The following is a 22,363-nucleotide window of genomic DNA, read 5'->3' as shown; positions in this document are numbered from 1 at the left end:
CTCATCCATTGGCCGTGGACTGTTCTGCGTCCGCGACCAGCAGCGGAAACAGCGGATGGTTCATCTCCGCGCCAGCGGGCAACTCATCTGCCAGACCTGGAAACTCGGGCGAGGTCTTCCATGGCCGGGGCGCATGGCGCGTGTCGTCACCCAGGAAGCGCACCGAGAACACACGGCGGCGGTTGGGCCCCTCCACTCCACCGGCGGCATGCAGCGTGAGCATGTGAAAGCACACCACGTCGCCGGGCTCGATCTCCCAGCCCACGATGGGAAATGCAGCACGGTCGGCCTCGACATTGGGCAGGTCCTGCAGGCTGCCTTCGGGGAACCACTTCGCCTGGTTGTCCATGAAAGTGCGCGGCATGAGCCACGGTCCCTTGTGCGAACCGGCCACAAACTCCAGCGTCGCAGCGCGGGACACCGGATCGACCGGAATCCACATGCTGATGTTCTGCACGCCGTCGATGTTGTAGTACGGCTGGTCCTGATGCCATGGCGTGCGCTGGCGGGTTCCCGGCTCCTTCACCAGCACATGGTCGTGATACAGCCGCACGGTGCGCGACTGCATGAGGCGCTGGGCGGCCAGGGCCAGCGGGGTTTCGCGCACAAAGCGGCCGAACTGCGGAATGTCCTGCCAGTTGCAGAAATCCTCAAAGAAGCGGCCCGGGTCATCGGGCCTGCTGGCCACCTTGGCGCGCGGGCTGGGCGCGGCCAGGTTGGCATCGATGCCCTCGCGCAGCAGCGCGACTTCTTCGGGCGCGAGCAGCTGTTTGATGCACAGCGCGCCGTCGCGGTCAAAGCGCGCAATGTCGTCAGCGCTCAGGCGCTGCTGCAGGCGTTGTTGAAAGCGCTCCTGCAGGCGCGGGTCCAAGGCAGGTGAGAGCGGGGGCATGCGGGCTGGTCTCCTGTTGTGTTGTTTGTTCAACGTTGTCGTGCACCAGCGCCCCCGGGGCATCAGGCGCGCGTGAGCACGGCCTGCAGGAAGGCGCGTGTGCGCTCCTGCGTGGGGTTGGTGAAGATGGTGGCGGGTGCGCCGGCCTCAATGATGCCGCCGCCGTCCATGACGACCACCACATCGCCCACCTCGCGCGCGAAATCCATTTCGTGCGTGACCACCATCATGGTCATGCCTTCGCTGGCCAGCAGCTTCATGACCTGCAGCACCTCGCCCACCAGCTCCGGGTCCAGCGCCGACGTGGGCTCGTCGAACAGCATCACACGCGGCTCCATGGCCAGCGCGCGGGCAATGGCCACACGCTGCTTTTGCCCGCCCGACAGGCTCGCGGGCATGGCCGTGGCTTTGTGCGCGAGCCCCACCTTGGCCAGCAGGGCCTGGGCACGCTCCTCGGCGTCTTTGCGCGAGAGACCACGCAGCTTTCGCGGACCCAGCGTGACGTTGTCGATCACGGACAGGTGCGGGAACAGGTTGAACGACTGGAACACCATGCCCACCTCTTCGCGCAGCGCGTTGAGGTCATGGTCGGGCAGCATGCGCCCATCGTCCACCAGCGTGCGACCGCAGATGTCGATGCGCCCGCCCTGGGGCTGCTCCAGCCCATTGCAGCAGCGCAAAAAGGTGCTCTTGCCCGAGCCGCTGGGCCCGATGACCACCACCACCTGCGACGGCAGCACGTCAAAGTCGATGCCGTTGAGCACCACATGGTTGCCAAACGCCTTACGCAGCCCCCGGATGCGCACGATGGCCTCGGCGGCCTGGCTTGTTCCGTTCATCACCACAGATTCTTTCTTCATTGCACCATCCCCCCGGCGCGCAGGCGCAGCTCGATGCGGCGCAGCACCAGTGTGGTGGCACCCGTGAGGATGAAATACACCACTGCGATAGCCAGGTAGACCTCCAGCGATCGGTAGGACACGCTGATGATCTTCTGCCCCTCGTGCATCAGGTCGTGAATGGTGAGCAGCGACACCAGCGCCGAGTTCTTGATGAGTGCAATGAACTCATTTCCCAATGGCGGAATCATGCGCACCACGGCCTGCGGCAGCACCACAGTGCGCATGGCCAGGCTGGACGACATGCCGATGGAGCGCGCGGCCTCCATCTGCCCCTTGTCGATGGACTGGATGGCACCTCGCACCACCTCGGACACATAGGCGCCCGAGTAGATGCCCAGGCCAATCACGCCACACACAAAAGCGGGCAACAAAATGCCGAACTGCGGCAGGCCAAAGAACAGGATGAACAGCTGCACCAGCAGCGGCGTGCCGCGTATCGCGGCCACGTAGGCGGTACACAGTGCATAGACCACGCGGCGCTGGGGGCTCAGGCGGCCAATGCCCACCAGCAGGCCCATTACGCAGCCCAGCAGCAGCGAAGCGGCCGTGATTTCCACAGTGACCAGCGCACCCGCCAGCAACTGCGGCACCCCGGCCCAGACAGGAGAAAAATCGAGTTCCATGGCTCAGTTCAGTTCGGCAACCGTGGGCGGCGGGTTACTTGGCAGCGCTGTTGCTGAACCACTTCTTGACGATGGCCGCATAGGTGCCCTCGGCCTTGAGCTTGGCGATGGCACCGTTCACGGCCTTGGTCAGATCTGGCGTGTCCTTGCGCAGGGCCATGCCGTACTCTTCGGTGGTGAGCTGCTCATCCAGCACGCGCAGACCGGGGCGGGTGCGCACATACTGGAACGCAGCGGGCTTGCCGGTCACGGCGGCATCGGCACGGCCGATGTCCACCAGGTTGAACATCTCCTGGTTCTTTTCGACCTCGACACGCTGCACCTTGGGGAATTTTTCAGTGAGGTAGCCCACCGACTTGGTGCCCACCTGCACGCTGACCTTCTTGCCGTCCAGATCGGTCAACTTCTTGATGGTGGTGTTGTTGTCTTTCACCATCACCACCAGGCCACCGGCGTAGTAGGAATCGGTGAAGTCCACCACCTTCTTGCGCTCGTCGGTGATGTAAATGGCCGAGACGGCCATGTCGAAGCGCTTGGAGATCAGGCCGGGGATCAGGCCCTTGAAGTCAATGTCTACCCACTCGACCTGCTTGCCCATGGTCTTGGCAATCGCCTCCACCAACTCGATGTCGAAGCCCGTGCGCTTGCCGTTCTCGACAAACTCCATGGGCGGGAACGTGGCATCGGTGCCCACACGCAGAACGTTGTCCTGGGCCTGTACACCCGTGGCGCAGAAGGCTGCGGCGGCCAGGCTGGCCAGAAGAAGGTTGCGACGAAGGTTCATGGGGAAAGCTCCTTGGAGAGGGGTGAGGGAATTCAGGGAGGGGTGAGCTGGCGGGAGATGCGCGCTGCGGCAACAACCGCCATGCCGGTGAGCGCGGCCTCTTGCCCCTGGGCTCGCAAGATCGGGGCCATCAGGGTGATGGCTCCGGCTGCCTGCCGGGGAGAACCGAAAACGGGCACGCTGACGCCCCAGACGCCGGCATCCACTTCGCCGGAGCTGACGGCGTAACCAGCCTTGGCAATGCCCTCCAGTTCGGTCAGCGCCGCCTGGCGCTCAGCAGTGCCTGCGCCGTAGTGCAGGTCCAGAATGGCGTTGCGTGTGGCCGGGGCCACATGGGCCAGCAGGCACTTGGCAGAGGCGCCAGCGCGCAGCGGAACACTGCGTCCTTTTTCAAACGAGCAACGCAGGGCCTGCGTGCTGTCCACCATGTCCAGGCACACCACGCTGTCGTTCACCGCCACCACCAGCCCCACACTCTCGTGGGACTGCCGGGCCAGAGCCTGCATGTCCGGCCGCGCGTGGTGCACCAGGTGCGATGCCATATCAAAGCCCAGCGCCAGTTGCAGGCTCAGCGGCCCAGGCGCGTAGTGCCCGCTGCTCTCCAGCACAAAGCCCCACAACTTGAGCCGCGCAAGCTGCCGGTACAACGTGCTGCGAGCCAGACCCGTGGCCTCCATCAACTCGGCCGCCGACATGGGCTGACCGTGCTGCGCCAATACAGCCAACACGTGCAGAACACGGTCGGCAGCGACAACGGAGGTTAGTCCACGGGCGGTCATGGACTCAGTATCAAAGTATTGCAGCGACATTCCTACCCTGCATTCCCATTGCATGGGAATGCAGTTCCCTTTTTCACACTCCTGTCATTCCCTCACTTTCTTCGGACTACTTCACCATGGGCAGCTTTAGACCCTGCTTCTTGGCCGTTTCCACCGCCAGCTCATACCCCGCGTCAGCATGGCGCATCACGCCGCTACCGCAGTCGTTGACCAGCACATTGGCAAGGCGTTGGGCCGCTGCTTCAGTGCCATCGGCCACGATGACCATGCCCGAGTGCTGCGAATAGCCCATGCCCACGCCGCCGCCATGGTGCAGGCTGACCCAAGTGGCGCCTCCTGCGGTATTGAGCAACGCGTTGAGCAGCGGCCAGTCGCTCACGGCGTCGGTGCCGTCCTTCATGCCTTCGGTCTCGCGGTTGGGGCTGGCCACGCTGCCGGTGTCCAGGTGGTCGCGGCCGATCACGATGGGGGCCTTCAGCTCGCCGTTCTTCACCATCTCGTTGAAGGCCAGGCCCGCGATGTGGCGCTCGCCCAGGCCCAGCCAGCAGATGCGCGCGGGCAGCCCCTGGAAGGCAATGCGTTCGCCCGCCATGTCGAGCCAGCGGTGCACGTGTTTGTTCTCGGGGAACAGCTCCTTGATCTTGGCATCGGTCTTGCGGATGTCTTCAGGGTCGCCCGACAGGGCCACCCAGCGGAACGGGCCCTTGCCTTCGCAGAACAGCGGGCGGATATAGGCGGGCACAAAGCCGGGGAAGTCGAAGGCGTCTTTCACGCCTTCGTCAAACGCCACCTGGCGAATATTGTTGCCGTAGTCCACCACCGGGATGCCCATGTGCTGGAAGTCGAGCATGGCCTGCACGTGCACGGCGCAGGACTTGGCGGCGGCTTTCTTCAGCACTTCATGCTGGGTCACATCCTGCTGCGCAGCGCGCCACTGCGCCACCGTCCAGCCGGCGGGCAGGTAGCCGTTGACCAGATCGTGGGCCGAGGTCTGGTCGGTAACGAGGTCGGGCTTCAAGCCGCCGGCCTTGGCGCGGCGCACCAGCTCGGGCAGGATTTCTGCGGCGTTGCCCAGCAGTGCGATAGAGATGGCTTCCTTGGCCACCGTGTGCTGGCAGATGAGTTCGATGGCGTGGTCAATGTCACGCGCCTGCTTGTCCACATAGCGTGTGCGCAGGCGGAAGTCGATGCTGCTTTGCTGGCATTCGATGTTGAGCGACACCGCGCCCGCAAACGTGGCGGCCAGCGGCTGCGCGCCGCCCATGCCGCCCAGGCCTGCGGTCAGGATCCACTTGCCTTCGAGCGACCCGCCATAGTGCTTGCGGCCTGCCTCGGCAAAAGTTTCGTAGGTGCCCTGCACGATGCCCTGCGTGCCGATGTAGATCCAGCTGCCCGCCGTCATCTGGCCGTACATGAACAGGCCCTTCTGGTCGAGCTCGCTGAAGTGCTCCCAGTTGGCCCACTTGGGCACGAGGTTGGAGTTGGCCAGCAGCACGCGCGGCGCATTGGCGTGGGTCTTGAACACGCCCACGGGCTTGCCGGACTGGATGAGCAGGGTCTCATCGTCGTTCAAGTCCTTGAGCGAGGCGAGGATCTGATCAAAACACTCCCAGTTGCGCGCGGCACGGCCGATGCCGCCGTACACCACCAGGTCCTGCGGACGCTCGGCCACCTCGGGGTCGAGGTTGTTCTGGATCATGCGGTAGGCGGCCTCGGTGAGCCAGCTCTTGCAGGTGAGCTGGCTGCCGCGCGGCGCGCGGATCACGCGGGTGGCGTCGTGGCGGGGGTCGGTGTTGGAGGCGGCGGCGATGATGGCGTCGTTGGCGTTCATGGTGGACTCCTGTGAATCAGTGGTGTGCGTGGAAAAAATCAGGCGAAGCTGGGCAGGCATTGCGTGAGCGCTGTCGGCCAGGTGGACTGCTGGGCCCAGGCGCGCATGGCTTCGATGTCGGGGGCGAGGTAGCGGTCCTGCTCCAGGTAGGCCACGCGCTCGCGGATGGCGGCGAACTGATCTTCAATGAGGGATGAGGACTTCAGGGACCGGTCGAATTCCATGCCTTGCGCGGCGGCCATGGCCTCGATGCCGACCATCACGGCCGCATTGCGCACCATGTCGCCCAGGCGGCGCGCGCCGTAGGTGGCCATGGAGACATGGTCTTCCTGGTTGGCTGATGTGGGCAGGCTGGTCACGCTGCTGGGGTTGGCGAGGCATTGGTTCTCTGCAGCCAGCGCGGCGGCGGTGACCTGCGCGATCATGAAACCCGAGTTCACGCCGCTGTCGCGGATCAGGAAGGCAGGCAGGCCCGAGAGGCCCGGGTCCAGCAGCAGCGACAGGCGGCGCTCGGAGATGGCGCCGATCTCGGCCACGGCCAGCGCGATGATGTCCGCCACAAAGGCCACGGGCTCGGCGTGGAAGTTGCCGCCGGAGATCACGTCGCCGTTGTCGAAGACGAGCGGGTTGTCGGATGCCGCGTTCGCCTCGATGGTCAACACGCGCGCGGCGTGGTGCAGGTTGTCCAGGCACGCGCCCATCACCTGCGGCACGCAGCGGATGGAATACGGGTCTTGCACGCGGCCGCAGTTCGGGTGCGAGGGGTCGATGGCGCTGCCGTCGAGCAGCGCACGTACGGCAGCCGCCACGGCGATCTGCCCGGCCTGGCCCCGTGCTTCGTGAATGCGTGCGTCAAACGGCTTGACCGAGCCCTTGATGGCTTCGAGCGACAGGCAACCCGCGACCAGTGCGGCAGCAAACACGCTCTCGGCGCCAAACAAACCGGCCAGCGCGAGCGAGGTGGACACCTGCGTGCCGTTGAGCAGCGCCAGCCCTTCCTTGGGGCCCAGCACAAAGGGCTGCAGGCCAATGGAGCGCATGGCCTCGGCACCCGACACCACCTTGCCGTCCACCTTGGCCTGCCCTTCGCCGATCAGCACACAGGCCAGGTGCGCCAAGGGCGCCAGGTCGCCCGACGCCCCCACCGAGCCCTTGGCCGGGATCACCGGCAGCACGTTGGCATTGGCCAGGGCCAGCAGCGCATCCACCAGCTCGGGCCGCACGCCCGAGTGGCCGCGCGCCAGGCTCACGGCCTTGGTCGCGAGGATGAGGCGCACCACGTCGTCGGGCAGCGGGTCGCCCGTGCCCACGCTGTGCGACAGCACCAGGTTGCGCTGCAGCTCGGCCAGGCGGTCGTGCGCAATCTTGGTGCTGGCCAGCTTGCCGAAGCCGGTGTTGATGCCATAGACGACCTGATCTTCATCGACGATGCGCTGCACCGTGGCCAGGGACTTCTGCAAACCCGCGCGGGCCGAGGCATCCAGCACCAGTTGCACGGGGCCAGCATGGATGCGGCGCAGCTCTGCCAGCGTGACGCGGCCGGGGTGCAGGGTGATGGGTGATGCGTTCTGTGTCATGGCGTTGATCCTGTATATACAAGTAGGTACAAGCGAAAAAATTCTGAGCTTTTGGCGAAAAACTTTCAACCGGCGACGGGGTTACCGTCGGCGCGGAAGCGGCTGCCCAGGCGGTAACGGGTAGCGGGGTGCAGGCAGCGCACCACGGTGATCGGCACGCCGCGCGACCAGGTGCGGCGGGTGAGCAGCAGGCAGGGTTCCTGCGGAGACATCTCCAGCAGCGTGGCCTGCTCGGCGGTGGGCATGACGGCGTCGACCACATGCTCGATCTGGTCGAACGGCACGTTGCGCACCAGGTATTCGGAAGGTTGCAGTTGCGTGAAGTCCTGCGCGGCAAACTGGGGCACTTGGCGTGGGTTCACGTGGCGGTCTTCCAGCTGCACGGGCAGGCCGTCTTCGCGGTGGATGCACAGCGAGTGGAACACCGACTCACCCGTGCGCAGGTCCAGCGCGGCGGCCACCTCCAGCGTGGCGGAGGTGCGCTCCACCGTCAGCACGTCGCAGCGGTAGTCGTGCCCGCGCTGGCGGATTTCGCTGGCCAAATTGGCTATCTGCAGCAGCGTGGACTGCGGCTTGTCCTCGGCCACGAAGCTGCCCACACCGGCCACGCGCACGATGCGGCCCTGCTCCACCAGCTCGCGCAGCGCGCGGTTCACCGTCATGCGCGAGATGCCGAACTGGGTGACCAGCTCGTTCTCGGAGGGCAGGCGGTCACCCGCGCGCCAGATGCCTTCCTGGATCTTGCGCGAGATATGGTCCTTGACCTGCTCGTACAGCGCCATGGCCTGCGCGGGCGCGGCCACGACTGCCACGGCCTTGGCAGGCGCGCCACTGCGGGGGGCAGCGGCGGTGGTGCGGCGGGATGGACGGGCGCTCATGGGCTGGGCAGGTTCTGGAAGGTTCAGATCAATGCAGGTCCGCCGCCATGGATTCGGCGCGAATCTCTTCGGTCAGGCGCGCCTTGAGGTCCATGAACTCGGGGCTCGTCTTGATCGTGTAATGGCGTGGGTGCGGCAGGTCCACCGCCAGCTCGGTCTTGATGCGGCCGGGCCGCGCGCTGAATACGGCCACGCGGTTGGCCATGAAAATGGCTTCGTCGATGTCGTGGGTGACGAAGAGCACCGTCTTGCGCTCGGCCTCCCAGATGCCCAGCAGCAGCTCTTGCATGAGCACGCGGGTCTGGTTGTCCAGCGCGCCGAAGGGCTCGTCCATCAGCAAAATCTTGGGGTCGTTGGCCAGCGCGCGCGCAATGGCGGTGCGCTGCTGCATGCCACCCGACAGCTGCTTGGGAAAGTGCTGCTCGAAGCCGCGCAGGCCTACCTTGGCGATGAAGTACGCGGCGCGCTCTTTTTGCTGTGCTTCGGGCATGCCGCGCTCGCGCAGGCCGAAGCGGATGTTCTGCTCGATGGTGAGCCAGGGGAACAGCGTGTAGCTCTGGAACACCATGCCCCGGTCGGCGCCGGGGCCTTCCACGGGCACGCCATCCAGCAACACGCGGCCGCTGGTGGCGTGGTCCAGCCCCGCCACGATGCGCAGCAGCGTGGACTTGCCGCAGCCCGAGGGGCCGAGGATGGTCACGAAGTCGTTGTCACGCACTTCAAAGTCCACCGGCAGCAGCGCCTGCGTGCGCTGGCCCTTGTGCCCTTCAAAGATGCGCGAGACGGCTTGGATGGATACGCTGCTCATCGCACAAAACTCCAGGCAAACAGACGGTGGTTGAGCGCCTTGAAGGCGAAGTCGGACACCAGCCCGATGAGGCCGATGATGATGATGCCGAAGATGATCTGGCCGGTGTTGAGCAGCGACTGGCTGTCGGTGATCATGTGGCCGATGCCGCTGGACGAGCCGATCAGCTCGGCCACGATCACATAAGTCCAGGCCCAGCCCAGCACCAAGCGCAGGGTTTCGGCGATCTCGGGTGCGGCGCCGGGGATCAGCACGCGCGTGACGATGCCTTTGTGGCCCGCGCCCAGCGTGTATGCAGCCTCCACCAGGTCGCGCCGCGCGCCGCCCACGGTGACGGCGACCATGAGCGTGATCTGAAACACCGAGCCGATGAAGATGACAAGGATCTTCTGCGCCTCGCCAATGCCCGCCCACAGGATCAGCAGCGGAATGAACGCCGACGCAGGCAGGTAGCGGCAGAACGAGATGAAGGGCTCGAAAAAAGCCTCGATGCCTTTGTACGCACCCATCGCAATGCCCAGTGGCACGGCAATGACGGCGGCCAGGATGAAGCCGCCGACCACACGCCAGATGGTCATGCCGATGTCTTTGATGAAGCCGTACTCGGTGAACAGCAGCCAGCCTTCCTTCACCATGGTGACGGGGCTGGCCAGGAAGGTGGGCGACACGAAGCCGCCCAACGTGAAGAACGCCCACACCGCCACGAACACGACGAAGAAGGCCAGCCCGAGCATCCAGCGGGCGCTGCTGCTCACGGGCTCCAGCGGGGCCAGCGAGCGCCGGCGCACGGGGGCCTTTGGCTCAGAAACGGACAGGGGTTGCACGGCAGACATGGAGCGCTCTTCTTCCGTCTGTTTACTTGATGAAGCTGGCGTCGAACGTGACGGCCAGGTCCTCGGGCGCCTTGCGGATGATGCCGGCCTCCAGCAGGATGGCCGTGGCGTCCTTCATGAAGGACTGCAGTTCGCCCGCAAAGAACTTCTGGTTGGCGGCCTTGTCTTGCCAGCGAAGGAAAGACGAGGACTTGGCAAACTGCTCGCCCGTCTGCTTGACGGCCGCGCCCATGATCTCGTTGGACTTGGCCGGATCGGCCTTGATCATGTCGAGCGCCTGGAAGTACGAGTTGGTGAGCGCCTGCGCGGCCTTGGCGTTGGCCTTGAGCCAGGTGGGGTCACAACCCACGGTGTCCATCACCATGGGGTAGTCGAGCGTGGTGGCCAGGATCTTGCCCGATGCGGGGTTGTCGCGCACGGTGGAGAGGTAGGGCTCGTACGTCATGGCGGCGTCGTTCTGGCCCGCCACAAAGGCCTGCGCAGCCGCCTGGGGGGACAGCGTGGTGGTCTTCACGTCCTTCAGGCTCATGCCATTCTTGCTGAGCATCCAGGCCAGGCCGAAGTACGGCGCGGTACCGGGCGCGTCCACGCCGATGGTCTTGCCCTTGAGGTCGGCAAAGCCCTTGATGTCGCCACGCACTGCGATGCCGTCGGCGCCGTAGGACTTGTCCATCTGGAAGATCTGCACGATGGGCACACCGTTGGCGTTCCAGGCGACATGCGTCTCGACCGTGGTGGCGGCGCACTGGATGGACTTGGAGGCCAGGGCCAGGTGGCGGTCCTTCTGCGGAATCATCTTGATCTCCACATCCAGGCCGTTTTTCTTGAAGATACCTGCCTTGTCGGCCAGCGTGAGTGGTGCAAAACCCGTCCAGCCGGACATGCCCAGCACAATCTTGGTGTCCTGCGCCTGGGCCGGTGCGGCCAGCGCCATCACACATGCTGCTGCCGCTGCCAGCGACGTCCATTTCACAACCGATCGAGTCATCATCTGCTCCTGTTTGAAAAAAGTACCACCCCAGCCGGTCCGCACCCGCGTTCCGGTCGCCATGATGACATCGGGAGCATACCTGTATATACAGGGTAAACACCAGAAACACCGGGTCATCGAGCGGGGTGATGTGTACTGAGCAAAAACGGGGCCAGGCCGTGCCGCCCTGCCCCATCCTCGAACGGCGACAGAATTACTATCAAATAGATAGCATTAAGCGCTTTACCAGAGCGCGGCAACGGCCATTTTTTCCCAAGAATTGGCCTTGATGACCGGCCACAAGGACTGACAGGACCGTTGCACCACCCGAGTGCAGGCCCAAGTCGGGTGGCCGAAGCCACCGGCCTGCGCCCCGAGCGGGGGTTGATTCACTCCACCACGGGCAAGCGCACCGTGACCGACAGCCCTGGCTCGGCATTGCGCATGTGCAGCTGCCCGTCGTGCGCCTGCGCCACCAGGCGGCACAGGTACAGGCCCAGCCCCACGCCACCGGTGGTGCGCTGGCGGGCCGTGTCCGGGCGGTAGAAAGCCTGGGCCAGGTGCGGAAGGTGCTCGGGGGGCACGCCCCGGCCGTGGTCGCGCACCTCCAGCTCGACCACGCGCCGGTCGCCCTCCAGCCGCAGGTGCAGCTCAGGGGGCAAGGCCCCCGATTCGCTGTGGCGCAGGCTGTTGTCCAGCAGGTTGCGCAGCAGCAGCCGCAGGCGGGAGCGGTCGAGCCGGATGGTGGGCAGGTCTGGCGGCGCGTGCAGCACGATATCGGCAGCGCCTACATGGCGGGAGCCCAGCTCGGCGATCACCTCGCGCGCCAGTTCCGTGAGGTCGGTGGGCTCGCGGTGCAGTGCGGCGTGGCGCCCGGCCAGGCGCTCGCTCTCCAGCAGGTCGGTGATGAGGCCCGCCATTTCACCCAGGTCGCGCAGCAGGGCCAGCCGCTGGGCCTCGATGTCGGCGGTCTCGGGCAGCAGCTCGGTGTTCAGCCGGGCGCGGGTCAGCGGGCTGCGCAGCTCGTGGCTCATGGCCAGCAACAGCGCGCGTTTGGCTTCGAGCATCTGATGGATGTCGTCGCCCATGGTGTTGATGGTGGCCGCCAGCTGCCCCAGCTCATCGGGCCGGTGCGCATGCCGCACGGGGATGGGCTGGGCGAAGTTGCCGTTGCCAAAACGCTGGGCGCCCTGGCGGATGTCGTCCAGCGGGCGCAGCAGGTGGCGCACGTACACATAGGCCAGCGCCGTCAGCAGCAACAGCACGGTGAGCGTGCCCCAGGCGATGCGCGGGCGCTTGTCCCACGACAGGGCGTTGAGCCCAAACTCGATGTGGTGGCCGTCGGCCGTGGTGCGCTGCAGCAGGCTGTGGCCATTCTCGTCGCCCGCCCAGTGGTCCTGCTTGCGGAACTTGTCGCTCATCCAGTCGGGGCGTGGCTGGTCGGGGTGGGAGGCCCAGTGGATCTGCGGCCCGTCGATGCGCAGCGTGACGGGCAGGCGGTCGGCAATCGCCTGCGCACGTTCGATGCTGGGCGGGCTGCCGATCTCGGCGGTCAGCCGGTCCACATAGTCCATCAACAGGGGGCGGGCCGCTTCTTTCCAGCCCACGGCCACTGCTTTCTGCACCCCGCCCATGAAGGTGACGGCCACCGTCACGGCCAGGGCCATGAAGACCAGCACCAGACGAATCCGCAGCGAATGCCCCACCGCGTGCCGCGCGCGGCGGTGCCACGGGCAGTCAGGGTCCTGGGCCGCGAGTGTGTCGCGCACCTTCATCATCATGGCGCGGCCCGCCGCAGGGCCAGCGAATAACCGGCATTGCGCAGCGTCTTGATGCAGTCGAGCGGCTCCAGCTTCTTGCGCAGACGGCTCACCACGATGTCCACGGCGCGGGTGTACAGCTCGGCCTCGTGGCCGCGCAGCTGGTTCAGGATGTCATCGCGGCTGAACACCTTGCCGGGCTCGCGGGCCAACAGGTGCAGCAGGTCGAACTCGGTGCCGGTCAGCTCCACGGCCACCCCCTGGCGCAGCACACTGCGGCGGGCGGCGTCGATGGTGAGCCCGTCAAACTCCAGCGAACCCACGGCAGCGCCCTGCCCCGGCCCGCGCCGACGGCGCAGCACGGTCTGCAGGCGCGCCACCAGTTCGCGCGGCTCAAACGGCTTGGGCAAATAGTCGTCGGCCCCCAGCTCCAACCCCACCACGCGGTCCATCACCTCGCCGCGCGCCGTGAGCATCACGATGGGCAGGTCGCCCTGCTTGCGAATGGTGCGGCACAGCTCAAAACCATCCATCTCTGGCAGCATCACATCCAGGATGGCGGCATCGAAGCCCCCCGTTCCCAGCAGGGCCAGCCCGTCGCTAGGTTTGAGGGCGTGGACCAGCTCCAGCTCGAACCGCTGGAAATAGGTGGCCAGCGGGGAGCCGAGCTGGGCGTCGTCGTCGATGAGCAGGATGCGGTGCATGCGCAATTCTCACACCGTCAGGTGTTCGCCCATCCCGTGGATGGTTCTGCGCCGCCCTCGCCTACACCGAGCAATGCGCGGTGCCGCACGATCAACCGGCGCAGGCGGCCCTGGGCGCCCGCATGGAGCGCATCAAAATGGTCCGCAGCGGCCAGCAAGGCAGGCAAGGTGTGGGCCGCAACCTCGGGCTGCCGGGCCACCAGGCCCAACGCGTGTTCGCGGTCAAAGCGCGGCCCCCAGACCAGGGACATCAGCTCATCGTGGGGGTCGGGCATGCCCGCCAGCAGCGCAGGCCCATGGGTGCGCACGCCCTGCGCTAGGCGGTGGATGGGTTCCAGCGTAGGAGACATGGAGCAGCCCCTCGCCATCAACCGCGCGCCATCCAGCCCTTGCGCCGCTGCATCAGCTCGCGCACCTTCTGCTGCTGCTCGGGGTTCAGGCTGTCGTAAAAGTCGGCCAGGGCGCTGATCACCTCGGGGCTGCTGGTCTGCACCGCGCGGGTCTTTTCGTCCAGCAGGGTCTGTGCGCGTGTACGGTCAAACTTTTCACCCGCCACAAGGGCCTGCATTTCTGCGCGCGGGTCTGCCGTCTTGCCGATGAACGCCGTGCGCTGCGCTTCCATCTTGTCGGCCAGCACATTGAGCTTGGCTTTTTGTGCATCGTTCAGGTCCAGCTTGCTGCTGACGCGCTCAACCACCTTGCCACGCACTTCCGCCATCTTCTCGGCGTTCATGGGGCCACGGTGATGGTGGCCGCTGGAGCAGGCCGTCAGACCGCCCACCGCGATGGAAGCGCCGAAGATGCCCATCAGGGTTTTCTTGATCCAGGGTTTCATGATGCAGTCCTTTCGAGGACGGTGTTGAACATGGCCCTGATGGTGCCGCGCGGCACGTGCTACGTCGTCTCGACGCAGTTTCGGTTTATTTCATTTTGTTTCGCATGACATATTGGGAGTTACAGGCATTTATGCCACTCCCCGCTCAGCGGACCACGGCCGACAACACCACCAACCGGTTGGCCAGCAGCGCCGCCTCATCGACCATTTGCGCCAAAGGCTTGGCGCCAATGCTCCACCCGCCATACCAGATGGCAAAGGCCGTCACCCCGGGGAACGACTGGCTGCCGCGCGTGCCATAGGCGGCAATGGCTTCGTCAATGCGGGCATGCAGGGTCGCCGCCCCGACCTGAACCTTGCCATCAAACACCCTGGCCAGGTACTGGTGGGAGCCTTCATGCCGAATATGCAAGGTCAGCACCATCATGGTTCTCCGCAAGGGCCCCGCCCCACCAGAGAAGGGCACAGCCTTGGCCCGCCCCACGACGCCTGCGCGTGACAGGCCCAGCTCGCAGCATCAGACCGAAAGCACCGGCACCGCCATCAATCAAATGAGGGTTCCAGATCGCACAATGGTCGAAGGCGCGGCACAGAAGAAGGCCAGCCACCGGCACGCAGGGTGGCCCGCCCTAGACCGGTGATGTAAAGCACCTGCGCCCTGGGCTGCGGCGCATCCACGGGTGGCAGTTGCACCTCGACCATGCCCGCAGCGCGCAACACCCGCAGCTTGTCGATGTTGGTGACGTCCGATTCAATCAGAGGCAACTCATCCCGCGCCAGCCCCTGCAGGTACTCCATTGGCATAGTGGCCTCCGGCTTGAACGAGCGGGCATTGTGCGGCCCTGATTTGGGTTTATCAAGGGCTGATACACACACCTACAGATGCAGGGGTATTTGCTACATAAAACTGCCCCAAGAATGAAAAAGAGCGCTCGCTGAGGGTCAGCGAGCGCTCTTGGGCTGGCGTCTACTGAATGAAGCATTGAAACCCGCATGAATGCTGTGTTCCTCATTTTCATTTTGCAGTTTGTTCCCCCATCTGTTCCCCCGCTTTGCCTTCGCTAGGCCCTCCACTCCCACCATACAACCCCCTCGCAAGTCTTCGCAGCAGTCCGGGGGCGCGGCTCGAATTACCCGCATGGCATCGCCGTGGGAGGACCCAACGCACCGGCCCAACATAGCCATGCTTACTTACCTCTCGCCAGCGGTCAGGACTAGAAATTTTGTGGGGCTCGAATTACCCGTGTGCGAACCTCCCAGGAAGGACCCACGACACCCCCCCCGCTGGCCGCAACCCTTCGGGGGGTTACCCCTTTTTTACCGGGGACACCGGGGACAAATGGACAAATCGGCCCGCAACCCGCGCCAGTCTTGAAGAGTTTGTCTCCGGCAACACCGGGGACAAACGCGAATCTGCCGGGGACACCGGGGACAAATGAATTCACGGACGTGCGCAATCGTCCATCGATGCGGGCATTGCCTTCACTTAACCCCCTATAGAGCACTGCGGAACAGCGCGGCAACGCGGCTCGAATTACCCGCACCGGGGGTAGCTAGGGAGGACCCAAGGCCGGGGCAGCATGTGTCCACTGTCCACCGTCCACCCTTTTCAAAAGTCATTCACACGCGCACCAATGGGGCTCGAATTACCCTTGCCCGGACCACTCAGGAGGGACCCGCCCAAGCCAGAGTGCGGCATTGCCATGGCCGCCAAGGCTCAGGCCGGGCACAGCAGAAAGAGCAGGGGCCGCGCCCTTCCCCTTGGCACCAGATGCCGTAAACCAGGCATGGGCAGCGCGAAGGTAGCTCCCGCCCCCGCCCCTCACGGGCGGCACGGCACGGCTGCAGCAGCAAGGCAAACACGCAAGGCCCTTGCAGGGCCGCTGCTCACAGGTCCAGTTCGAAGATGGCAGGCGGTATCTGATAGCAACGCACCTTGCCTATGCCCGGCAACTTGGTGCTGACGGTGTACCGGTCGGACTCCTTCACGGTCAGGCAGCCATGCGCAGCCAGCACACGGCACACCGCCACATGGTCGAAGCCCTGGCAGATTTCAGCTTTGAATGTTTCAGCCAGCACGAAGTATTCAAAGCTGACGCCCTCGCCCAGCAAGGCGGGCATGCGTTCGCCATACTCCCGCTGGTGCTCGGGGTCGCTCTTGATGGGCTCGCCATCGGCGTTCAGCATGCGGCGCACACCAGCGCGTTGCAGGGTCTTGGGGGCGTGGTCATCTGCTGCCCGGTGCCACATGGCAAAGCGGCCATCGCCGTGCGTCTCTAGGAAGCGGCGCACGGCCCGCAGCATGGCCACCACCTCCCCATTGCCAGCGCCACCCCGCGCAGCCAGCCAGGCGTCAAAGCAGGCGCGTGCACCGCGTGCGCTCTCGCCCGCTGGCCAGCCCGTCAGCCCGGCCTCGGTGGCCAGCTCACCGGCCACGCCCACCAGGGCAAAGCGGGCGCCCACCCGCTCCACCTGGCCCGATGCCCCATGAGGTATCCATTCACGGGCCAGGGTATGTACTGCGGTGCGCAGTCGCTTGGGCAAGCTGTCGGCATGGGCGCACGCCCATTCAACAAACGCACGGCCCGGTGCGCCGTGGCACACCTGCGCCTCGCGAGCAAGATGGCTGGAGAAGGTCGCCCCACCTGCAAAGTCGTGCAGATTCTCGAAAGCCCCCAGCCCCTTGCCAGCATCGGCCGGTATGTCGGCCATGCGCACCTCTTGCCCGGTGCGCGTGCGCTTCATGCCTTCGGCCATATGGTCAGCCAGCCCCAGCTCACCAGCAGACAGGAACAGCAGACGCCAGGACAGGCGGGCACGCGGTGCACCGTTGCGGGTAGCACGGGCCTTGCTCTGTTCATTGGCCAGCATGTAGGCGCACTCCCCGGCCACCTTGCCCTCCACCTGCGCCAGCTCATCCAGGATCAGCAGTGAATCGCAGTGCTGCGCGGCGATGGCCTCCAGGGCGTTGTCGGTGGTGCGCCATCGCTGCATGTAGCTGGAGCCGCCGTACACGCTGGCAGCCAGGCGCAGCGCCGTGGTCTTGCCGCTGCTGCTATCGCCCCGGATGTGAAAGCCCCCGCTCTCCATGCCTGCAGGGCGCAGCAACGGCCCGGCAAAGGCGCAGGCCACGGCAAACACCAGCCGGGAATTGCCCACGCACAGAGCCCCGATGCGATCACGCCAAGCTGCTGCATCGTGCTTCACGCGGAACGTGTTCTCCATTTGGCTTTCGCTCTGGAACACGATGCGCTCGGCATCGTCGCCGATGGTTTCATGGGGCAGCACAAAGGCGCGGCCGTGCCAGCCGATGCGGTCGGTGCAGCTCGCAAACTCGCCCGGCTGGCGAGTCTGTATGTACTGGGTCAGCAGGTTGCGGGCTGCAGGTGATGGCGCAATGCGCAGCCCCATATTCAGCAGCGCGGCGCGGTATTCGCCCCCGTCGCCAGACAGCATGCGGGCAGGCATGGCCCATTGCTTGGGCTTGCCCAGCGGATCAGCAAAGGCCAGCAGGTAGCCCCAGCCTGCACCGTCCTGGTCGCGGGTCAAGGCCTGCACATCGAGGCGGCTGCACACCCACTGCGGCGCCTTGGGTTGCCCCTCCTTGTCTACGCCCGCATGCCATACACCCGAATCGTTGACGGTGAAGGGGTCGAAGGGACGGCCGTCGCTGGGGGGCTCATGGTCCCCACCGTGCCCACCAGCAGACCCCTGGGGCTCGCGTGGTGCGCGGGTACCGGCCTTGCCTGCGATGGTGTCTTGCGCGGCTTGCTGGGCGCGTTCGGCCTGCTCTGCCTGATGCGCTGCAATGGCGGCTTCTACGCAGGCACCAACGGCCTGCAGGCCCTGCGCCTGGTGCATGTCGTTGAAGTCGCTGCCACCATCGGGAAGGCCCTCGGGGAACACTGCCAGGCCACGCACGGAACGGGCTGCGGCTTCGGCCTTCACGCGGCCGGTGTTGGTGCCGGTGCGGGCTTCGGTGGCCCGGTCATCGTCACCACACAGCACCAGCAGCGCGGCGCGGTGTTGCTGGCGCAGGGCCTTGGCAACGTGGGCCAGATTGCCCGCATCAAAGGCCACAGCCACCGGGTGGCCGGTGGCTTGGTGCAGGCTGGCGGCCGTGGCGTAGCCCTCGGCCACCAGCAGCACCGAAGCCCCCACAGGATCACCGCACCAGTGCCAGAGCCCGGATTTGCGCCCGCCCTTCAAAAACAGCTTGTCGGTGCCATCGGCCGGGCGCTCGGGTGCAATGCGCTGCAGGTTCCAGAGAGCGCCCGCAGCGTCACGCAGGGGCACCAGCACGCAGCCATCGGCCGCAAAGCGCACACCATGGGCCTGCACGTCCTTGCGGGCCAGATAGAGACTGGCACCGGTGTCGCTGGCTGCATCCCACTGCGCTACGGCGTCAGCCGCTGCAGCCACGTGGGCGGCCTGCTGCCGGGCTTGCTCTGCCCGCTGGCGGTCTACCCGTTCGCGCTCGCGCTGCGCCAACACCTCGGGGCTCGGTGCGGCCGGGGCTTCGCTGGCCTTGGGCAGCACAAAGCCGTGTTCTTTGGCCAGGTGCAACAGGGTGCCAATGCCCACCCCGCCGCCTGCCTTGATGCTGCGCCAGGTGCTGCGGGTGGCGCGTGGGTCGTGGCCGTCTGCGGTCGCACTCCATACCTCGAACAGGTCTTGTCCGGTGGCGTCGGGAAACTCGCTTTTGATGGCCATGCCCACACGCGCCCATTCTTCGCGTGCCAAGCTGGCGGGGATGTGCGCCAAGGCGGCGCGGATCAGTTCTGGTGTGGGTGTCAACATTGAAGGGGGCACTCCTTGATTTCAGAGAAAGCTCCGTCATTGCCAAATGGCAGGTGTCTGAAATCAACGAGCAAGTGCAGCCATCCTTTTCAGTTCAGGTTCAATCAGTCGTGCCAGCTTCACAGGGTCTTGCACACCGTGGACATTCAGGGTGATCTGGATGCCAGATGCAGACTGACCAGCTGGGCGCGTTGTGCCGGAGCCGCCTTGCGCAGAACTGGACGATGAACCCTGTGCTGGTGCAGGTGTGACCGTTGGCTGCCCTTGCGCAGGGCGCGAAGGACCGTCACGGCCTTCGTTCTGAACCCGCTCGCGAGCCGCTGCCAGGATGGCCTCGTTGATGGCCTTGATCACGTCGCTGGGATTCACCCCACCCACAATGCCATTCAGACCGGCCGGCCGGTTGTATTGCTGCTCGAAGCTGTCGGCAATTTCAAGGGCTCTCTTCTCGTCCAGGCCCGCAGCCTTGGCCTGGTTGAATACGGATTCCTTGGTGGGGATCGTTGCCTCAAAGCGATTACCTGCCGTGTTGAGCGCAAAGTTCTCCCTGTCCATGTTCCATTTCTCGCGGTAGAGGGCCAGCTCCCGCTCCTTGAGCTGGTTGGCCTTCTCCTGCGCAGCGATTTCCCGCTCCTTGACATCGTTCAAGCGCTCCAGCGCGGTGCGGTTGTCATTGATCGACCGCGTTGCTCTCTCATGCGCCCCTGCCGCGCTGTCGGTGGCGTCACGCAGCCGCAGCGTGGTTTTTCCCGCCCTGTCGGCTTCAAGGTCGTAACCACGAATGGCGGCCTGCGCCTGCACCCAGGCCGGTGCGATGCCGTTGTTCGCGGCAATGGCCGCCTCTGCCGACTTCTTGAAGGCCTCGCCCAACTCACGGGCGCTAGCTGTGCCGCTTGCGGTGAGCGTGTCATAGGCCTCCTTTGCAGTGGCTGCGGTTTCCTTCAGCGCTGCATCGCTGGTGATGCCCAGCTGCTTCATCGCCTCGCGCATGCTGTTGATGCCAGGGGTTGCTTTGTCCAGGGCATCGGCCAATGCTTCGGCCTTGTCTTTTGCCTGCTCCAGCAAGCCATCAGCAATCTTGTCGCCCAGTACCTTGCGGACCTGTTCCACCTTGGCGCGGATCACTTCCAGGGCCTTTTCGCTATCGGCAGATTCAATGGCCTTGGCAATGCTGGCGGTCAGTGCACGGCCGGTATCTAAGCCCTGCGACTTGAGCCGATCCATCCCGGCAATCAGGGTATCCAGGTCATTGATGGCGCTGCGCGATGCTGCGCCGATACGCCCCTGCAGCTGGTCAAACTCCAACCCGGTGCGCTTCACTGCCTCCCGCAACACGGCATCCATCATCTGCGCAACACGCTCGCCCTCGCGGGCAGTCCCCGCAAATGCGGCGCGGGCGGTCACTTCAAACTGGGCCAGGTCCTTGCCGTTGAGCGCCTTTGCCCAGGCAGCTTCAAACTCACTGGCAGATACCTTGCCATCGGCGGCCAGCTTGTCCAGCACTGCGGCAAAGTCCCTGATTCCTTGAATCTTGCCCAGGTCGAATGAGTCGCTGGCTTTCTTCAAAGCGTCGGCGGCGCTGTGGCCTTCTTTGGTCAGCTTTTCGAACTCTGCCACCCCAACCCGCGCCGCCTTGGACAGCTCAAATTGCTTGTCTATCGCGGCCTGTGTGGCGGCAGCAAGGCGGGCCCGGTCGGCGGCAGCCTCCTTGGCAATCTCTGCAGCCAACTTGTCGGCACGTGCGATTTCGTCAGAGCGATCCTTGTAGCCCACCAGCTTCGCCGTGGCCTCACCAATCCACGTCCCAATGTCCTTGAAGTTGACCGCCAAACCGATCAGGGTGAATGTGCGCAGGCTCGCCAGGATCGAGGCAAACCGCCCGGCCCCCACGGCCGCAGTGTTTGCAGCGGCGCCGGTCGCAACCATCTGTGCATTGTTCGCGGCTACCGCCGCCGCAGCCTGTTGCGCTGCCGCCCCAATGCCCAGGAAGTGCTGAGCCAAGCGTAAAGCGACGAACCCGGCCGCTGCCTGCCCCGCGTCGATCAGCAGGCCTGCAATGGTGTTCAGGTTGGTGGCCAGCCCGTTGATGGCGGTGGCCGCCGTTACGCTTGCGCCGGTGGCCTTGTCAGTGTCAGCAACATACAGCTGCCACTGCGTACTGAGGTTCTGGAGCGCCCGCCCCACTGTGGGCGGCAGTTTCTTGAACTCTGCAGCTACCGTGTCGCTCTGCCCCTTAAGGGCGCCAATCACGGTATCGCTGGTCAGCAACCCTGCTTCGGCCATTTTTCGCAGCTCGCCAGTGGTCACGCTCAGTCCATCGGCCAGGGCACGCGCAAGCCTCGGGCTTTGCTCCATGACCGAATTGAACTCATCACCGCGCAGCACGCCACCTTGCAGCCCTTGCACCAGCTGGGTGATGGCAGCGCTCGACGCCTGTGCACCTGCTCCGCTCAACTGGATGGCCTGGTTGATGGTCTCTGTCAGGGCAAGCGCATTGGCGGACGCGTCGGCCGTGCTCTGCCCCGCATCCTTGCCCGCTTGGGCGAGGCGTGAGAACAAGGTGCCCGTTTCCTCCAGGGCGCTATTGGTACGCAACGCCACATCCCGCACACCCGTCCAGGCGGTGTCAAATGCCGCCCCCCCTCCGGTAACCAGCTTCAACCGGGCCTGCAGGTTGTTCACCTGGTCAGCCGTCTGCGCAAGGTCAGTCGCCATGGTCTTGAAGCCCTGCAACCCAGCCAAGCCAGCAACGAACCCTTGGAGCCGCCCCAGCTGCTGGCTGATCGACTCCACACCGTCACCGATCTGACGATGGGTGCGCACCATGGTGGCGCCAGCATCCTGCGCACCGGCTGCGGCGCGTGCGTACGCAGGCGCGATGCCCGCCACCGACTCACGCACCATCGCCACCTCATTGCGCAAGCGCTGTTGCACGTCCACTGCGTTATTGCCTGCAACGCCGTAGCGCTGCAAACCTGCCTGCGCGGCCGCAAGGGCTTGCTGCTGCTGGGCGAATTCAGCACGGGCGCCTTCGGCCGCAGCCTCCAGCCGCTGCAGCGCTGCAGCCTCCTGCGCCGTTGGCGGCCCGGCTTGCGCAATCTGCCGGCAAAAATCCGCCGCCTCTTTCGTTGCGGCGCTCAGTGCCTTGCTGCTGGCCCCAGCCTCGCGCTGCAGCTTCAGAAAAGCGGTGATGGCCGCGTCCTGCTCACCAAGTTCACGCAACCGCGCAGACGCCGCCTTGGCCGCCGCCTGAAGGTCGCCGCCTGCAACCTTCGCAAGGTCCTCCAGGTCCGTGGCCAGTTGCTCAATGCTTTTCTCGCCTGCCACTTCGGCGTTGATCTTGATACCTATTTCTTGCATGGGAACCTCAATTCATAAAATGCGCAG

20 protein-coding genes are annotated in these 22,363 nt (G+C 65.2%); 1 reads left to right on the top strand and 19 read right to left on the bottom strand.

The features are described from left to right. Position 1: 1 nt before the first annotated feature. The 19 genes from CBY09_RS18115 to CBY09_RS18025 form a co-directional block, all read right to left on the bottom strand. Positions 2 to 892, bottom strand: coding sequence for a phytanoyl-CoA dioxygenase family protein (locus CBY09_RS18115; protein WP_094290966.1), 891 nt, complete (start codon positions 890 to 892; stop codon positions 2 to 4). A 62-nt stretch (positions 893 to 954) separates the two neighbouring features. After that, positions 955 to 1,752 carry an amino acid ABC transporter ATP-binding protein gene (locus CBY09_RS18110; RefSeq protein ID WP_276208305.1) on the bottom strand — a complete coding sequence of 266 codons (798 nt, stop codon included), beginning with the start codon at positions 1,750 to 1,752 and terminating at the stop codon, positions 955 to 957. Next, complete coding sequence (locus tag CBY09_RS18105) at positions 1,749 to 2,417, bottom strand: amino acid ABC transporter permease (RefSeq protein ID WP_094290965.1); 669 nt, start codon at positions 2,415 to 2,417, stop codon at positions 1,749 to 1,751. The genes CBY09_RS18110 and CBY09_RS18105 overlap by 4 nt, the downstream gene beginning before the upstream one ends. A gap of 34 nt (positions 2,418 to 2,451) precedes the next feature. After that, entirely contained in the window at positions 2,452 to 3,201 is a 750-nt protein-coding gene (locus tag CBY09_RS18100; protein WP_094290964.1) for a transporter substrate-binding domain-containing protein, read from the bottom strand. Positions 3,202 to 3,233: 32 nt separating this feature from the next. Continuing rightward, positions 3,234 to 4,010: an IclR family transcriptional regulator gene (locus tag CBY09_RS18095; protein ID WP_094290963.1), complete on the bottom strand. Its 777-nt coding sequence runs from the start codon at positions 4,008 to 4,010 to the stop codon at positions 3,234 to 3,236. A 76-nt stretch (positions 4,011 to 4,086) separates the two neighbouring features. After that, positions 4,087 to 5,811 carry a urocanate hydratase gene (gene hutU, locus CBY09_RS18090; protein WP_094291225.1) on the bottom strand — a complete coding sequence of 575 codons (1,725 nt, stop codon included), beginning with the start codon at positions 5,809 to 5,811 and terminating at the stop codon, positions 4,087 to 4,089. 38 nt (positions 5,812 to 5,849) lie between these two features. Next, positions 5,850 to 7,388, bottom strand: a complete 1,539-nt coding sequence (hutH, locus tag CBY09_RS18085; protein ID WP_094290962.1) for a histidine ammonia-lyase — start codon at positions 7,386 to 7,388, stop codon at positions 5,850 to 5,852. Positions 7,389 to 7,453: 65 nt separating this feature from the next. Further along, the gene (gene hutC, locus CBY09_RS18080) at positions 7,454 to 8,266 is read right to left on the bottom strand and encodes a histidine utilization repressor (protein ID WP_094290961.1); all 813 of its coding nucleotides are present in this window, start codon (positions 8,264 to 8,266) and stop codon (positions 7,454 to 7,456) included. Between the two features lie 28 nt (positions 8,267 to 8,294). Beyond that, positions 8,295 to 9,074 carry an ABC transporter ATP-binding protein gene (locus tag CBY09_RS18075; RefSeq protein ID WP_094290960.1) on the bottom strand — a complete coding sequence of 260 codons (780 nt, stop codon included), beginning with the start codon at positions 9,072 to 9,074 and terminating at the stop codon, positions 8,295 to 8,297. Further along, positions 9,071 to 9,907: an ABC transporter permease gene (locus tag CBY09_RS18070; RefSeq protein WP_094290959.1), complete on the bottom strand. Its 837-nt coding sequence runs from the start codon at positions 9,905 to 9,907 to the stop codon at positions 9,071 to 9,073. Before CBY09_RS18070 ends, CBY09_RS18075 begins: the two co-directional genes overlap by 4 nt. A gap of 22 nt (positions 9,908 to 9,929) precedes the next feature. Next, positions 9,930 to 10,895, bottom strand: a complete 966-nt coding sequence (locus CBY09_RS18065) for an ABC transporter substrate-binding protein (protein WP_094291224.1) — start codon at positions 10,893 to 10,895, stop codon at positions 9,930 to 9,932. A 371-nt stretch (positions 10,896 to 11,266) separates the two neighbouring features. Beyond that, positions 11,267 to 12,652, bottom strand: a complete 1,386-nt coding sequence (locus tag CBY09_RS18060) for a sensor histidine kinase (protein WP_094291223.1) — start codon at positions 12,650 to 12,652, stop codon at positions 11,267 to 11,269. A 2-nt stretch (positions 12,653 to 12,654) separates the two neighbouring features. Then, positions 12,655 to 13,341: a response regulator transcription factor gene (locus CBY09_RS18055; RefSeq protein ID WP_094290958.1), complete on the bottom strand. Its 687-nt coding sequence runs from the start codon at positions 13,339 to 13,341 to the stop codon at positions 12,655 to 12,657. Between the two features lie 17 nt (positions 13,342 to 13,358). Further along, positions 13,359 to 13,691: a hypothetical protein gene (locus CBY09_RS18050; protein ID WP_094290957.1), complete on the bottom strand. Its 333-nt coding sequence runs from the start codon at positions 13,689 to 13,691 to the stop codon at positions 13,359 to 13,361. 17 nt (positions 13,692 to 13,708) lie between these two features. Then, complete coding sequence (locus CBY09_RS18045) at positions 13,709 to 14,176, bottom strand: Spy/CpxP family protein refolding chaperone (protein WP_094290956.1); 468 nt, start codon at positions 14,174 to 14,176, stop codon at positions 13,709 to 13,711. 145 nt (positions 14,177 to 14,321) lie between these two features. Further along, positions 14,322 to 14,600 carry a hypothetical protein gene (locus CBY09_RS18040; protein WP_240515775.1) on the bottom strand — a complete coding sequence of 93 codons (279 nt, stop codon included), beginning with the start codon at positions 14,598 to 14,600 and terminating at the stop codon, positions 14,322 to 14,324. Between the two features lie 119 nt (positions 14,601 to 14,719). Beyond that, entirely contained in the window at positions 14,720 to 14,980 is a 261-nt protein-coding gene (locus CBY09_RS18035; protein WP_199865945.1) for a hypothetical protein, read from the bottom strand. Between the two features lie 1,083 nt (positions 14,981 to 16,063). Next, positions 16,064 to 18,976 carry a DUF927 domain-containing protein gene (locus tag CBY09_RS18030; protein WP_094290954.1) on the bottom strand — a complete coding sequence of 971 codons (2,913 nt, stop codon included), beginning with the start codon at positions 18,974 to 18,976 and terminating at the stop codon, positions 16,064 to 16,066. Positions 18,977 to 19,039: 63 nt separating this feature from the next. Further along, a complete protein-coding gene (locus CBY09_RS18025; RefSeq protein ID WP_240515774.1) occupies positions 19,040 to 21,802 on the bottom strand; it encodes a tape measure protein in 2,763 nt (920 codons plus the stop codon). Between CBY09_RS18025 and CBY09_RS24155 the strand changes: the two genes are divergently transcribed. Next, complete coding sequence (locus CBY09_RS24155; protein ID WP_240515773.1) at positions 21,788 to 22,354, top strand: hypothetical protein; 567 nt, start codon at positions 21,788 to 21,790, stop codon at positions 22,352 to 22,354. The genes CBY09_RS18025 and CBY09_RS24155 overlap by 15 nt on opposite strands. Positions 22,355 to 22,363 lie beyond the last annotated feature (9 nt).

It is taken from the genome of Acidovorax kalamii, from assembly GCF_002245625.1.
Taxonomy (GTDB): domain Bacteria; phylum Pseudomonadota; class Gammaproteobacteria; order Burkholderiales; family Burkholderiaceae_C; genus Acidovorax; species Acidovorax kalamii.
This window is presented reverse-complemented; position numbering and strand designations above follow the sequence as displayed.

Excerpts from the sequence above, each read along its gene's own strand:
- CBY09_RS18070 (WP_094290959.1), bottom strand. The coding sequence starts at position 9,907 with ATGTCTGCCGTGCAACCCCTGTCCGTTTCTGAGCCAAAGGCCCCCGTG.
- CBY09_RS18025 (WP_240515774.1), bottom strand. The coding sequence starts at position 21,802 with ATGGTGCGCACCCATCGTCAGATCGGTGACGGTGTGGAGTCGATCAGC.
- CBY09_RS18060 (WP_094291223.1), bottom strand. The coding sequence starts at position 12,652 with ATGAAGGTGCGCGACACACTCGCGGCCCAGGACCCTGACTGCCCGTGG.
- CBY09_RS18100 (WP_094290964.1), bottom strand. The coding sequence starts at position 3,201 with ATGAACCTTCGTCGCAACCTTCTTCTGGCCAGCCTGGCCGCCGCAGCC.
- CBY09_RS18045 (WP_094290956.1), bottom strand. The coding sequence starts at position 14,176 with ATGAAACCCTGGATCAAGAAAACCCTGATGGGCATCTTCGGCGCTTCC.
- hutH (WP_094290962.1), bottom strand. The coding sequence starts at position 7,388 with ATGACACAGAACGCATCACCCATCACCCTGCACCCCGGCCGCGTCACG.
- CBY09_RS18050 (WP_094290957.1), bottom strand. The coding sequence starts at position 13,691 with ATGTCTCCTACGCTGGAACCCATCCACCGCCTAGCGCAGGGCGTGCGC.
- CBY09_RS18095 (WP_094290963.1), bottom strand. The coding sequence starts at position 4,010 with ATGTCGCTGCAATACTTTGATACTGAGTCCATGACCGCCCGTGGACTA.
- CBY09_RS18110 (WP_276208305.1), bottom strand. The coding sequence starts at position 1,752 with ATGAAGAAAGAATCTGTGGTGATGAACGGAACAAGCCAGGCCGCCGAG.
- CBY09_RS24155 (WP_240515773.1), top strand. The coding sequence starts at position 21,788 with ATGGGTGCGCACCATGGTGGCGCCAGCATCCTGCGCACCGGCTGCGGC.
- CBY09_RS18030 (WP_094290954.1), bottom strand. The coding sequence starts at position 18,976 with ATGTTGACACCCACACCAGAACTGATCCGCGCCGCCTTGGCGCACATC.
- hutC (WP_094290961.1), bottom strand. The coding sequence starts at position 8,266 with ATGAGCGCCCGTCCATCCCGCCGCACCACCGCCGCTGCCCCCCGCAGT.
- hutU (WP_094291225.1), bottom strand. The coding sequence starts at position 5,811 with ATGAACGCCAACGACGCCATCATCGCCGCCGCCTCCAACACCGACCCC.
- CBY09_RS18055 (WP_094290958.1), bottom strand. The coding sequence starts at position 13,341 with ATGCACCGCATCCTGCTCATCGACGACGACGCCCAGCTCGGCTCCCCG.
- CBY09_RS18035 (WP_199865945.1), bottom strand. The coding sequence starts at position 14,980 with ATGCCAATGGAGTACCTGCAGGGGCTGGCGCGGGATGAGTTGCCTCTG.
- CBY09_RS18075 (WP_094290960.1), bottom strand. The coding sequence starts at position 9,074 with ATGAGCAGCGTATCCATCCAAGCCGTCTCGCGCATCTTTGAAGGGCAC.
- CBY09_RS18065 (WP_094291224.1), bottom strand. The coding sequence starts at position 10,895 with ATGACTCGATCGGTTGTGAAATGGACGTCGCTGGCAGCGGCAGCAGCA.
- CBY09_RS18115 (WP_094290966.1), bottom strand. The coding sequence starts at position 892 with ATGCCCCCGCTCTCACCTGCCTTGGACCCGCGCCTGCAGGAGCGCTTT.
- CBY09_RS18040 (WP_240515775.1), bottom strand. The coding sequence starts at position 14,600 with ATGGTGCTGACCTTGCATATTCGGCATGAAGGCTCCCACCAGTACCTG.
- CBY09_RS18105 (WP_094290965.1), bottom strand. The coding sequence starts at position 2,417 with ATGGAACTCGATTTTTCTCCTGTCTGGGCCGGGGTGCCGCAGTTGCTG.